The organism is Streptomyces sp. NPDC096046, from assembly GCF_040303285.1.
Classification (GTDB): Bacteria; Actinomycetota; Actinomycetes; order Streptomycetales; family Streptomycetaceae; genus Streptomyces.
On sequence record NZ_JBEOSZ010000045.1, the window covers coordinates 57340 to 70343 of the forward strand.

The 13004-nt window shown below is 68.1% G+C and carries 9 protein-coding genes and 3 pseudogenes; 5 read left to right on the plus strand and 7 right to left on the minus strand.

Annotated features, from left to right (window positions below):
• Positions 1 to 299: 299 nt before the first annotated feature.
• From ABTX62_RS29965 to ABTX62_RS37990, 4 genes and pseudogenes are all read right to left on the minus strand, one after another.
• A pseudogene (locus tag ABTX62_RS29965) lies at positions 300 to 1432 on the minus strand (RNA-guided endonuclease InsQ/TnpB family protein); the annotation flags it as partial.
• A gap of 74 nt (positions 1433 to 1506) precedes the next feature.
• Positions 1507 to 1611: a hypothetical protein gene (locus ABTX62_RS37985; protein ID WP_502998034.1), complete on the minus strand. Its 105-nt coding sequence runs from the start codon at positions 1609 to 1611 to the stop codon at positions 1507 to 1509.
• Positions 1612 to 1632: 21 nt separating this feature from the next.
• On the minus strand, positions 1633 to 3291 hold the full coding sequence (gene ltrA / locus ABTX62_RS29970) for a group II intron reverse transcriptase/maturase (RefSeq protein ID WP_502998035.1): 1659 nt from the start codon (positions 3289 to 3291) through the stop codon (positions 1633 to 1635).
• 632 nt (positions 3292 to 3923) lie between these two features.
• A pseudogene (locus tag ABTX62_RS37990) lies at positions 3924 to 4013 on the minus strand (helix-turn-helix domain-containing protein); the annotation flags it as partial.
• A gap of 75 nt (positions 4014 to 4088) precedes the next feature.
• On the opposite strand from ABTX62_RS37990, the pseudogene ABTX62_RS29980 reads away from it, so the two are divergent.
• Positions 4089 to 4172, plus strand: a pseudogene (locus ABTX62_RS29980) (transposase); the annotation flags it as partial.
• 198 nt (positions 4173 to 4370) lie between these two features.
• Here the strand turns inward: ABTX62_RS29980 and ABTX62_RS29985 are convergent.
• The 3 genes from ABTX62_RS29985 to ABTX62_RS29995 all read right to left on the minus strand — a co-directional run bounded on the left by ABTX62_RS29985 (position 4371) and on the right by ABTX62_RS29995 (position 8505).
• Positions 4371 to 4628 (minus strand): ArsR/SmtB family transcription factor, encoded by a 258-nt coding sequence (locus ABTX62_RS29985; protein ID WP_352119108.1) that lies wholly within the window; start codon positions 4626 to 4628, stop codon positions 4371 to 4373.
• 185 nt (positions 4629 to 4813) lie between these two features.
• The gene (locus ABTX62_RS29990) at positions 4814 to 6373 is read right to left on the minus strand and encodes a glycoside hydrolase family 53 protein (protein ID WP_352119109.1); all 1560 of its coding nucleotides are present in this window, start codon (positions 6371 to 6373) and stop codon (positions 4814 to 4816) included.
• A 110-nt stretch (positions 6374 to 6483) separates the two neighbouring features.
• The gene (locus ABTX62_RS29995; RefSeq protein ID WP_352119110.1) at positions 6484 to 8505 is read right to left on the minus strand and encodes a beta-galactosidase; all 2022 of its coding nucleotides are present in this window, start codon (positions 8503 to 8505) and stop codon (positions 6484 to 6486) included.
• A 185-nt stretch (positions 8506 to 8690) separates the two neighbouring features.
• On the opposite strand from ABTX62_RS29995, the gene ABTX62_RS30000 reads away from it, so the two are divergent.
• From ABTX62_RS30000 to ABTX62_RS30015, 4 genes are read left to right on the plus strand one after another with little or no spacing between them, the layout of a single operon-like run.
• Positions 8691 to 10010: an ABC transporter substrate-binding protein gene (locus ABTX62_RS30000; protein ID WP_352119111.1), complete on the plus strand. Its 1320-nt coding sequence runs from the start codon at positions 8691 to 8693 to the stop codon at positions 10008 to 10010.
• Positions 10007 to 10981: a carbohydrate ABC transporter permease gene (locus ABTX62_RS30005; RefSeq protein WP_352119112.1), complete on the plus strand. Its 975-nt coding sequence runs from the start codon at positions 10007 to 10009 to the stop codon at positions 10979 to 10981. The genes ABTX62_RS30000 and ABTX62_RS30005 overlap by 4 nt, the downstream gene beginning before the upstream one ends.
• Complete coding sequence (locus ABTX62_RS30010; RefSeq protein WP_352119113.1) at positions 10978 to 11886, plus strand: carbohydrate ABC transporter permease; 909 nt, start codon at positions 10978 to 10980, stop codon at positions 11884 to 11886. The genes ABTX62_RS30005 and ABTX62_RS30010 overlap by 4 nt, the downstream gene beginning before the upstream one ends.
• The gene (locus ABTX62_RS30015; RefSeq protein WP_352119114.1) at positions 11883 to 12914 is read left to right on the plus strand and encodes a LacI family DNA-binding transcriptional regulator; all 1032 of its coding nucleotides are present in this window, start codon (positions 11883 to 11885) and stop codon (positions 12912 to 12914) included. Before ABTX62_RS30010 ends, ABTX62_RS30015 begins: the two co-directional genes overlap by 4 nt.
• Positions 12915 to 13004 lie beyond the last annotated feature (90 nt).

The window sequence follows — 13004 nt, forward strand, 5'->3', positions numbered from 1 at the left end:
TCGCTGCCGCGGTTCGGGTACGGCGGGCCCCACCGCCGCGCCGCGAGGGGCCGCGGCCGGAGTTCAGGTTAACCCCGGGTGCGGGGTGGGGTCACTCCGAGGCGGGTGGTGGAGGTCACCTCGGGGTGGGCGGTGGACGTCACGTCCGGGTGGGTGCTTCGCAGACCGCCACGCCCCGCTCCCAGACGCTGCCCAGGATCAGGTGCCCGCCCGCTTCGCAGACGCTGGTGGGCATGCGTTGACTTGCACCTCGCCCTGGAGGGCGAGGATTCTGGCCTTCCCGACCGCATCGTGTGCCGCTACGTGGCACAGGATGCGGTCGGGAATCCATGGCTTCCTGTTTCTTCGCGCTGTGCCGGGATTGCTCCAGGTCTTACCGGCGCTCCGCAGGCCGATACCGCCGGTCCGGCGGCCGTCTTCACGTTGATCGCGGCGTTGATGTCCCGGTCGTGGACGGTGCCGCAGGCGGCGCAGGTCCATTCCCTCACGTCGAGGGGTTTGGGCCCGTCTTTGACGCCGCAGGTGGAGCAGGTCTGACTGGTCGGCTCGAGCCGGCCGATCTTGATCAGGATCCGTCCGTACCGCTCCGCCTTGTACCGGAGCATGTTGATGAATGAGGCCCAGCCGGCGTCGTGGACGGACTTGGCCAACCTGGTGCGTGCCAGTCCCGTCACCGACAGGTCCTCCACGGCGATCCTTTGGTTTTCGGAGATCAGCTTCGTGGACAGTTGGTGGTGGAACTCATGGCGGGCATCGGTGACCTTGGCGTGGGCACGAGCGACCTTGACCCGGGCCTTGGCGCGGTTGTTCGACCCTTTCTGTTTGCGGGACAGTTCCCGCTGAGCCTTCTTCAGCTTCTTCTCCGCGCGGCGCAGAAACCGTGGGGAGTCGATCTTCGTGCCGTCGGACAGGACGGCGAAGTGGGTGAGGCCGAGGTCGATGCCGATGGTGCGGTCGGTGGCGGGCATCCGCTCGGCATCCGCCTGTGGGTCGGTGTCGATGACGAAGGAGGCGAAGTAACGCCCGGCACCGTCCTTGACCACGGTGACCGAGGTGGGGGTGGCGGGCAGGTGCGGGACCACTTCACCTTCACCGCCCCGATCTTGGGCAGGTTCAGTCGGCCGCTCTCGGTGAAAGACCAGCGGGCGTTGGCGGTGAAGCGGATCGACTGGCGGGTGTCCTTGCGGGACTTGAATCGGGGCGCACCCAGTTTCGGGCCCTTGCGGGTGCCCTTGAGGGAGGCGAAGAAGTTGCGGTACGCGCTCTCGGCGTCGCGCAGGGACTGCTGCAGGACGACCGCGGAGACCTCGCCCAGCCAGGAGCGTGAGGTGGTCTGCTTCGCCTGGGTGATCAGGCGGGTGGACAGCTCGCCGATCGTCGGGAACGGCTGCCGGGCCTTGCGGGCGTCCTCACGGGCACGCACCGCGTCGTTGTCGGGTAGCTGGGACGCATTACTGCGTCCCAGCCCCCTCAGAACCGTACGTGCCACTCGTCGCGGCATACGGCTCAAGCAGAGCCATAGGGCGTCTTCCTTTTACGTCCGGTCCTCCTGTCCTCGGCCTCGTGGTGCTGCCGATGACAGTCCGCGTGTACGAGCCGGAGATTGTTCAACGAGTCCCCGCCCCCATCCCGTCAGTACACGAAGTGGTGTTTGTGCAACGTCTTCGCTACGGCTTCGAACCATTCGATCCACGCACGTGGGTCGTCGGGTTCGTATTCCGCCCCGGTGATCAGGGTCGTGCCACAGAGCGGGCACAGCCCTCGCTGGCGGTATGCCAACTGGATACTGGTCTTCCCCATGACAGGAGGCGCCTTCTTGCGGCGCCGTTTCGCCCAGTAGTCCTGGAGCGCGGGATCGTCAGGAGACGCGCCCGCTCTGACCATGACGTGCCGGACGATCGGGGTCCAGGAGAACTTGGGGAGATAGGTCCCGGTATCCCGGTCCCCAAACACCCACTTGTCATTTCTGGACTTGTTGAACATACCGAAATACCTTCTGACCGCCCAGGTATTCGGCTTGTTGGGGTGCGCGCGTCTGGCCCACTTGTAGGTGAGTCTCCACGTGTAGTCGTCCAGCGCACTGAACACCGCGCTGGACACCACCCCCCGGTAGTATGTCGCCCACCCCCGCACAATTGGCGTGAGTTTCCTTACTACGGCTGCGGAGTTGGCTCCGTGTAGTGCCTTCACCTCTGTCCGCAGCCGCTCCCGGATTCTCCTGACCGCGTCCTTGCTCGGTTGAATAATGCATTTACCGTCACGAGCCCTGCGGACGTTGAAGCCGAGGAAGTCGAAACCCTCATCCACGTGCACGATTCGGGTCTTCTCTTCATTGAAGTGAAGACCTCTTGGCTTCAACCACTCCGTCAGTTCTCGCCTGGATTTCTCCGCCTTCTCTCGTGAGTGCGTGAGGACGACAAAGTCGTCTGCGTACCGAATAAGGACTGGGGTCGCCGGCTTCGTCCCCGGTCTCCCGTGGGACACATACCATTCGACTCCTGCGGCGCTCTCCATCCCATGAAGTGCGATGTTCAGCAGAAGAGGGCTGATCACCCCGCCTTGCGGAGTGCCCTCAGTAGTCGGAGCCCACTTTCCCTGCTCCAGCACCCCCGCCTTCAGCCAGCTTCGAATGGCCTCCCTGCCCGGGAAGTCTCCGATGGCCTGCATCAGGTGGTCGTGATGAATTCGGTCGAAGGCTGCCGACAGATCCGCGTCCAACACCCACCGCCGGTGGGTGAGCGGCCCTTTAACCATCTGAAAAATACTCTCGATGGCGTCGTGACAGCCTCTCCCCGGCCGGAAGCCGAAGGATCTGAACTCGAACCGAGCTTCCCATTCAGGTTCCAGCGCATTCTTGACCCGCGCCTGGTGGACGCGATCTTTGATTACTGGAATCCCAAGAGGACGCCGCTTCCCATTACTCTTCGGGATATACACCCGCTTGACCGGGTCAGGTCGACGGTTCCCTCCGCTCTGGATCTCCTGGGCGAGTAAACCCCGCCCCTTTGGAGTCAGAACAACTTCGCCGTCGATGCCTGCGGTCTTGCGGCCGGTGCTCTGCTGGGTGACGCGTCGCACGCTTACCAGCGTGTTGCTCCGCGACCGCAGCATGAGTTTTTGCAGGTTTCGGACCTTCTTCTGGTCCCCCTCCTGCGACGCCTTGAAGATCCGTTGGCGGAGTCGCCGTACGTTCCCTTCCTCGGAGGCCCAGTCAATACTGTGCCAGTCGAGGCCGGGATCGCCCTCAGGTCCGTTCACCGTCTCTGGTGAGACAGTGCCTAACTTGCCCATCGGCGCGGGTTCCTCCCTTCCTTAGCTCCAAGCTCTACCCGGTCCACGTCAGCTCCCTTTCGGGCCGGGCGTCTGCCCGTATCCGGCGGGTTATCTACGCCACCTCAGAGCCGATGACGCGCTTCCCCTGGCCTTTCGGCCTGCCGGCTTTCGCTTCTTGGACCATCCTGTTCCCGCCGCAGCATCGTCTTCCCTTGCGGGTCGCCTACTGCGCAGCAGACCGCGACGGGGTTTCCGTGTTCCGCACCGTCAAGATGCGGCTGGTGAGGGTGCCTCCTATATCCCGGGCTCAGTGGTGTCTGTGTAACTCCCCCGTATACTGTGGGGATTTCACTCGGCGGCCTTCCCCGCCTGGAGCCTATTTCGGCCGGTGTCGCAATCCGCCTTTCCGGCCTTCCGCGTCACGAGACATCGTCGGAGATTCACTTCCGTTCACCCTGCCCAGCCTTCCCCTCGCCTGTTCCTCCCGGGCGGTCCGGGAGCCCTTGGGCTTTTCGGCCCGGCTTCGCACCTCGCCGTTACCAGCAACGCACGCGGGCCTGGGGACTGACCTTAGACACCGGTCAGAGGGCTGCCTCTATATTCATCTCTGTTGGGCAGTCCCACTTGGACGGTGCGACTTCACGTCGCACGAACACGACGCGGGCGCACCCGAACGCTTTGGCCAGCGCGGTGCGCTGGCCGGGGTCCGGGTACAGCCTGAAGGCGTACCTGAGCTGCATGACGGCCACGCTACATACTTGGGTGATGAACGAGACGCGGGAGATCAGAACTGGTCGGCACTGTGCTTTCGTGAAAACGGCGAGACCAATCACGTCCACCTCCTGGTGAACTTCCCGCCCAAGGTCGCCGTCACCAAGTTGGTCAACTTCCGTAAGGGGTCCTTTCACTATGAGCGTCCGATCAGGGCACGTGGTCTGGTGCCGTGCATCGCAAGGCGCCGGGAAGCCCTCGTAGCGGAGCTACTAGGGCGTTTCGGCAACGCGGCGAGGTGCGGTGCACGGCCGCGCGACCCGGACGGACATAGTGAAAGGACCCCTAAGTACCGCTGTACCGGGACGCCTGCCGGTCCTTGGCGCCTACCAGCCCTTCTCGAACATCCGGGCCACGTCGGCGATGCGCAGGTCGTCGCGGTGGTAGTGCACGCGGCCCGCGGCCCTGCTGGTGCGCAGCATGCCGGTGGCCTCCAGCAGCCGGAGATGGGTGGCGGCGGCGGGACGCGGGATCGAGAACCGCTTGGCGACGGCGTCCGCGGTGACACCGTCGGCCGCACGAGCGGGTTCCTTCAGCCAGGCCAGGATCCGGAGCCGCGTCTCGTCCGTGGGAGTCCTCAGCATGTCGTGCCCCTGCCTCGCGCTTCGCCCTCTCACCGCGTCTTCCCACTGTCTCGCGGTCGATGCCGCCGCGTCCGGGACTCGGCGTCGTTGACCGATACCCGACTGCCCCGGCGAGGGGGCGGAGTTCGCACGCGAACGCGACCCGAGGGGAGGGGCCCCGGAGAGCGGGCTCCTCCCCCGCGCGCTCAGCGGTGGCGGAACCAGGACATCGAGGACAGCGCCCGGTCGTCGTAGCCGAACAGCGCCTGGTTCTCCCAGCCGTTGCCGGAGGCGGCGTCGGTCGGGTCCCAGCCGTTGCCGGGAACCGCGGTCCAGGTCGCCTCCCAGTAGAAGATGCCCAGGCCACGGCCGTTCGGGACGGCCTCCACGATGCTCGCCATGTCGTTCATCCACCGGGTCTGGCCGGCCACGCTCGCCGGGTAGCCGGGGACCAGTTCGCCGCCGGTGTCGATGATGTTCTCGTGCGCGTCCTCGCTGTCGAGGCGGAACGGGTAGGCGGTCTCGGCGACGAAGACCGGCTTGCCGTAGCGGGCGGCCGCGTCGTCGAGGGTCGTCTGGAAGTCGGCCAGGCTGCCGTGCCAGTAGCCGTAGAACGACAGGCCGATGGCGTCGAACCTCACACCGTGGGAGCGTGCGCTGTCGAACCACCGGCGGGTGCCCTCCAGGTCACCGCCCTCGGCGAGGTGCAGGGCCACGGTGGTGGTGGGGCTCACCGCCTTGACCGCGTCGTACCCGGAGTTGAGCAGACCGGCCAGTTTCGTCCAGTTCGAGGTGGATCCCTCGTTCCAGAGCATGCCGCCGTTGATCTCGTTGCCGACCTGGACCATGTCGGCGGTGGTGCCCTGCGCCTTCAGGGCGTTCAGTACGTCGTACGTGTGGTGGTACACGTCCGTCTTCAGTTGACCGTAGGAGTGTCCGGCCCAGGCGGCGGGCTTGTCCTGGCGTCCCGGGTCGGCCCAGAAGTCCGAGTAGTGGAAGTCGACCAGCAGCTTCATGCCCTGGGCCTTGATCCGCTTGGCCGTGGCCAGGACACGGGCCTTGTTGTGGTAGCCGTCGGCCGGGTTCACCCAGACCTTGAGGCGGGCGTAGTTCATGCCGTTCGACTTGAGGACGGCCAGGGGGTCGCCGGCGGTGCCCGAGCTGTCGCGGTAGACGCCGCCCTTGGCCTCGCTCTTGGCCAGGGACGAGATGTCGGCACCCTTGATCGACGTACCGGACGTGCCGGACGTGAAGGTCAGGTCGTCGACATTGATCCAGTTGCCCGCGTTCGCGTCACTGTTGACGCTGATCGTGCACTGGTTGCCGGTCACCCGGACCGGCACCACGATCCGGATCCACCCACTGGCCGAGACCGGCAGATCGGTGCGCTGCTCGACGCCGCCGCAGTTCTTCAGCGCGATGAAGGCGGACTTCTGCCCGCCGCCGGAGCGCACCCAGGCGGTGAGCTTGTAGTTCCCGTTGGCGAGTGCGGACAGGTACTGGTACGTCTCCACCCGGTAGGCCGACGAGGCCCAGTGGCTGAGGCGGTGGCTGCCGCCGTGGCCGCCGGACTCGGTGAACGAGGCGCCGGTGTCGCCGTATTCGGACCAGCCGCTCGGGGTGGCGGCGCCCGCGCCGCCGGCTTCGAAACCGCCGTTGGTCAGCGTGCTCGCGGCCTGTGCCGAGGTGGCGGGCAGGGCGGTGAGGGCGAGGCCCGCGGCGAGCGGGAGCAGCAGGGCCCTGAGCGTGCGTCTGGGATGGAACATGGTCGTCCGTCGTCCCTTCGACGTGGGGATGGGGGAGTTCCTCTCACCCGGTGGGCGGGTGAGGACCCTCCGCCCGCGGCTCGTGGCTCGCGCGGGCGGAGGGAGTCGGTTCAGCCGTCGAGCCGGACGACCCGGACGGCTCCGGCCGGGACCGCCAGGCGGCCGGCGGCGCGTTCACCGGTCAGCAGCTCGGTGCCGGGCGTCTCCAGGGGCACCTTGGCGTCCGAGCCGGTGTGGTTGACGGCGAACAGGTAGGTGCCCGACTCGCCGGTGCGGCGGACCACTTCAACGTCACGGGGCAGCTCGGTGCGCGGACCGAGCCGCGCGTCCTCGCTCGCCCGGCCGAGCAGTGTGTCGAGGCCGTCGGCACCCAGCCGGGTGGAGACGTACCAGGCGGTGCCCTCGCCGAGGCGGTGCCGGGTCACCGCGGGCAGGCCGGCGGTGAGGCCGTCGGCGTAGGTCAGGACGGTCTCGGCGCCGCGCGGCACCACGAACTCCGTCCACACGTCGGCGGACAGCTCGGTTCCGTCGGGGCCGGTGACGCGTACCCGTTCGCCGGGCAGCAATGGCGAGAACTCCTCGACGGTGAGGCCGAGAACGTCCCGCAGCGGGCCCGGGTAGGCGCCCTCGTGGACGGCGTCGTGTTCGTCGACGATGCCGGAGAAGCAGGAGACGACCAGCGTGCCGCCGTTCTCGACGTACGAGGTCAGGTTGCGTCCGGCCGCCTTTGTCATCAGGTACAGGGCCGGTACGACGACCAGGGGATACCGCGACAGGTCGGCTTCGGGGTGGGCGAAGTCGACGGTGAGGTGACGGTCGTACAGAGCCTCGTAGAAGGCGTCGGCGCGCTCGCGGGCGTCGTGGTCGACGCTGGGGCGCCAGTCCAGGCTCTGCGCCCACCAGGAGTGCCAGTCCCACAGCACGGCCACGTCGGCCTGCGTGCGGGAGCCGCGGATCTCGCTCAACGCCTGGACGGAGGCGCCGAGTTCGACGACCTCGCGCCACACCCGGGTGCCGGTGCCGCCGTGCGGGACCATCGCCGAGTGGAACTTCTCGGCGCCGCGCCGGGACTGGCGCCACTGGAAGAACAGGGCGCCCTCGGAGCCGCGGGCCACGTGCGCGAGGGAGTTGCGGGCCATCTGGCCGGGGGCCTTGGCGGGGTTGCGCGGTTGCCAGTTGACGCCCGAGGTGGAGTGCTCCAGCAGCAGCCAGGGCGCGCCGCCCGCGACGGAACGGGTGAGGTCCGCGGCCATGGCCAGGTTGACGTGGGTGCGCCGGCCGTCGGTGATCAGGTAGTGGTCGTTGGTGACGAGGTCGACCTCGCGGCCCCAGGCCCAGTAGTCGACCGAGTCGCACTGACTGAGCGCCGTCATGAAGTTGGTGGTGACCGGGACGCCCGTTGAGAGGCGGTGCAGGATGTCCCGCTCGCTGACGAAGTTCTCGCGCATGGTGGCGTCGGCGAACCGCTTGTAGTCCAGCGCCTGGCCCGGGTTGACGGCCGCGGGGGTGAGCCGGGGCGGCTCGATGTCCTCGAAGTCACCGTAGCGCTGGCCCCAGAAGGCCGTGCCCCAGGCCTCGTTGACCGCGTCGACCGTGCCGTACGTGGCCGCGAGCCAGCGGCGGAAGTGGGCGGCGCAGGAGTCGCAGTAGCAGGCCGATACGGGGACGCCGTACTCGTTGTGCACGTGCCACATCGCCAGCGCCGGGTGGTCGCCGTAACGCTCGGCGAGCCGGTGCGTGATGGAGGCCGCGGCAGCGCGGTAGTCGGTGTTGCTGTGGCAGATGGCGGCGCGGGAGCCGAACGCGTAGCGCACGCCCTCGGCGGTCACCGGCAGTGCTTCGGGGTGGGCCCGGTAGAACCAGACGGGCGGCACGACGGTGGGGGTGCCGAGGTCGACGCGGATGCCGTGCTCGTGCAGCAGGTCCAGGAGCCGGTCCATCCAGCCGAAATCGTACCTGCCCGGTGAGGGCTCCAGCAGCGCCCAGGAGAAAATCCCGACGCTCACCAGGGTGACGCCGGCCTCCCGCATCAGCCGGACGTCGTCCTGCCAGACACTTTCCGGCCACTGCTCGGGGTTGTAGTCCCCACCGAAGGCGAGCCTGGTGAGGCCCCTGGGGGTGGTCTCCGGCATGGATGGTCTCCCGGTGGATCGATTGAATGGGAACGTACACACACGCCGAGGTGGCGCGGAGCCCCACATAACCGCACAGCAACAACCATTGACAAGCGTCCTGGATGTTTCTCTACTGTGAACGCTCACAGAAGCATGGCAGGGTCCGCGCAGCAGGCGAGGACCCCAGGTCAGGGGAGAGATCCATGCCGTACACGAAGCGCCACCGCCTCGTGACAACCGCCGTCGCCGTCGCGCTCGGCGCCACCGCCCTCGCCGCCTGCGGCTCCGGGAACGGGGACAGCGAGACCGAGTCCGGACCGGTCTCGCTGACCTACTGGACCTGGACGCCCGGCATGGACAAGGTCGTGGACCTGTGGAACAAGGGGCCGGGCAAGAAGAACCGGATCACCGTCACGGTGAAGAAGCAGGCCTCCGGTGACACACTCGTCACCAAGATCCTCACCGCGCACAAGGCGGGCAAGGCACCCGACCTGGTGCAGGCCGAGTACCAGGCTCTGCCCACCCTGGTCAGCAATGACGCGCTCGCGGACATATCCGGCGACGTGGGTGACGCGAAGAGCAGCTTCGCCGACGGGGTCTGGCAGCAGACGACACTGGGCACGGACGCGGTCTACGCCGTCCCGCAGGACATCGGGCCGATGATGTTCTACTACCGCGCGGACCTGTTCGAGAAGTACGGCCTCGCCGTGCCCACGACCTGGGACGAGTTCGCGCGGACGGCCCGCGAGCTGAAGAAGGCGGCCCCGGACAAGGACCTGACCACCTTCTCCGCCGGCGACTCCGGTCTCTTCGCCGGCCTCGCCCAGCAGGCGGGCGCGAAGTGGTGGACGACCTCCGGCGATCAGTGGAAGGTCTCCATCAACGACGCGGCGACGCGGAAGGTCGCGAAGTTCTGGGGCGCCCTGGTGAAGGAGGGCGCCATCGACAACCAGCCGATGTACACCCCGGCCTGGAACAAGGCGCTCAACACCGGCAAGCAGATCGCCTGGGTCAGCGCCGTGTGGGCACCGGGCACACTCACCACCGCCGCGCCCGACACCAAGGGCAAGTGGGCCATGGCCCCGCTCCCCCAGTGGTCCGCGAGCGAGAACCGCACCGGCAGCTGGGGCGGCTCCTCCACCGGCGTCACCACCGACTCCGAGCACCGGGAGGCCGCCGCCGAGTTCGCCACCTGGCTCAACACCGACGGCGAGGCCCTGAACGCGCTGGCCAAGGAGAGCGGCATCTACCCGGCCGCCACCAACGCCCAGACCAGCGGCGCCTTCCTCAAGCCGCCGGCCTACTTCTCGCACCAGGCCGACTTCTACAAGAAGGCCGCCGGCATCGCGGAGACCACCGCTCCCTCCGCCTGGGGCCCGAACGTCAACGTCGCCTACACGGCCTTCAAGGACGCCTTCGGCGCCGCCGCGAAGAACAAGTCCGACTTCGTCACCGCTCTGCACACCATGCAGGACGACACCGTCGCCGATCTGAAGAAGCAGGGCTTCGGGGTCGCGCGGTGAAAGGCACGGCACGCCGGCGGTCGTACGGGGTCAAAGGGGCCCCGTACGACCACCCTCCCACCACCCCCCTCGAACGAGCACGAAGCGCCCCCTATGTCTTCCTTCTCCCCGCGACGATCTTGTTCGCCCTGTTCTTCGCCCTCCCCATCGGTTACGCGCTCTGGCTGAGCCTCCGCAAGGTGCGGGTCTCGGGCCTGGGCCTCGGCTCGGGCGCCCGCAGAGAGGTCTGGGCCGGTCTGGAGAACTACACCGACGCCCTCTCCGACAGCGAACTGCTGCACGGCGCCCTGCGCGTGCTCGGTTACGGGTGCGTCGTCGTGCCCGTCATGCTCGGCCTGGCCCTGCTGTTCGCCCTGATGCTCGACTCGGAGAAGGTGCGGCTCGCACCCGTCACGCGGCTCGCGATCTTCCTGCCGTACGCCATCCCCGGTGTGGTGGCGGCGCTGCTGTGGGGCTTTCTCTACCTGCCGGACGTCAGCCCCTTCTACTTCGTCCTCGACAAGCTCGGGATGCCGCAGCCGGACCTGCTGGACGGCGGGCCGCTGTACCTGGCCCTGTCCAACATCGCGGTCTGGGGCGGCACGGGCTTCAACATGATCGTCATCTACACCTCGCTGCGGGCGATCCCGGCGGAGGTGTACGAGGCGGCGAAACTGGACGGCGCCACCCCGCGCCAGATCGCCCTGCGCATCAAGATCCCGATGGTGGCCCCCTCGCTGGTGCTGACCTTCTTCTTCTCGATCATCGCGACGCTCCAGGTGTTCAACGAGCCGACCACCCTCAAGCCGCTCACCAACTCCGTGTCCACCACGTGGAGTCCACTGATGAAGGTGTACCGGGACGCCTTCGGCGAGGGTGACATCCACGGAGCCGCGGCGCAGGCCGTGATCATCGCCTTCGCCACGCTCCTCCTCTCCTTCGGCTTCCTGCGGGCCGCGAACCGTCGTCAGAAGCAGGAGGCCGCTCGATGAGCTCCCTCGCCGTCCCCCAGGCCGAGCCGCGAGCGGGCAGCACGCCCGGCGCCGCCCGGGAACGCCCGCCGCTGCGCCGCAGGATCGCCCTGGTTCCCACGGTCACGCTGCTGCTCGGCGCGCTCTATTGTCTGCTGCCGGTGGCCTGGGTGGTCATCGCCGCCACCAAGTCCGGGCGTGAGCTGTTCTCCACCTTCACGTTCCTGCCGGGCACGGGCTTCGCCGGCAACCTCCGGGACCTCAACGCCTATCGCGACGGCGTCTACTGGCAGTGGATGGGCAACTCCGCGCTGTACGCCGGTCTCGGGGCCCTGCTGTCGGCGTGCGTGTCGGCGGTGAGCGGCTACGCGCTCGCGATCTACCGTTTCCGGGGCCGCGAGACGCTCTTCAACGTGCTGCTCGCGGGGGTGCTGATGCCTCCGGTGATCCTCGCCGTCCCGCAGTACCTGCTGCTGGCGAAGGCGGACCTCACCGACTCCTATCTGTCCGTCCTGCTGCCGCAGATCCTCTCCCCGTACGGCGTCTACCTCGCGCGGATCTACGCCGCCGCCGCGGTGCCCGCCGATGTGGTCGAGGCGGGACGCATGGACGGGGCGAGCGAGTGGCGGATCTTCACGCGCATCGCGCTGCCGATGATGATCCCGGGCATGGTGACGGTGTTCCTGTTCCAGTTCGTGGCGATCTGGAACAACTTCCTGCTCCCCTACATCATGCTCAGCGACGACGAGAAGTTCCCGATCACGCTGGGCCTGTTCACCTTGCTGGAGCAGGGCGCCAACACCCCGGCGCTGTACACCCTGGTGATCACGGGCGCGCTCCTCGCGGTGCTCCCGCTGGTCGTCCTCTTCCTGGTCGTCCAGCGGTTCTGGAGTCTGGATCTGCTCTCCGGAGCCGTAAAGTCATGACCATGAACGCTGCGGGAGGCAGGCGCAGGCCGCCCACGATCCACGATGTGGCGCGCGAGGCGGGAGTCTCGCGCGGCACCGTCTCGCGCGTGCTCAACGGCGGCCACTACGTCAGCCCGGCCGCCCAGGAGGCGGTCAACGCGGCCATCCGCAGAACGGGTTACGTGGTCAACCGGCACGCCCGCTCCCTGATCACCGGGCGCTCCGACTCGGTCGGTTTCCTGCTCACGGAGCCGCAGGAGCGGTTCTTCGAGGACCCGAACTTCAATGTGCTGCTGCGCGGGTGCACCCAGGCGCTCGCCGCGCACGACATTCCGCTGCTGCTGATGCTGGCGGGCACCGAGGACGAACGGCGGCGGATCACGCGCTACATCACCGCCGGGCATGTCGACGGGGTGCTGCTGGTCTCCAGCCACTCCGGCGATCCGGTCGCCGAGCGGTTGCGCGAGGCGGGGGTGCCGCTGGTCGCGTGCGGGAAGCCGATCGGGCTGGCGTCCAAGGTGAGTTATGTGGCGGCCGACGACCGTGACGGGGCCCGCGACATGGTGCGCCACCTGCTGTCGCTCGGACGGCGCCGGGTGGGCACGGTGACCGGTCCGCTGGACACTCCCGGTGGGGTCGAGCGGCTCGCCGGCTACAAGGAGGTGCTCGCGGAGGCGGGCCTGGAGTTCGAGAAGCGGCTGGTCGTCTCCGGCGACTACAGCCGGGCGAGCGGCGAGGCGGGCGCCGAGCGGCTGCTGGCGCAGGCCCCCGACGTCGACGCGGTGTTCGTGGCGTCCGACCTCATGGCGCAGGGCGTGCTCGCGGCCCTGCGGCGGGCCGGGCGGCGGGTGCCGCAGGACGTGGCGGTCGGCGGCTTCGACGACTCCCCGGCGGCCGTGGCCACCAGCCCCGAGCTGACGACCATCCGGCAGCCCTGGGACCGCATCAGCGCCGAGATGGTGCGGGTGCTGCTGGCACAGATCGGGGGCGAGGACCCGGCGGCGGTGATCCTGCCGACGGAACTGGTGACGCGGGATTCGACCTAGTGCCGCAGCAGGCAACGTTCGCCCCGTCGCGACGCCCGGCACGCACTCTCGCCGCACCGGGCGCAAGCCCAAGTACACCCAGTACGAGGG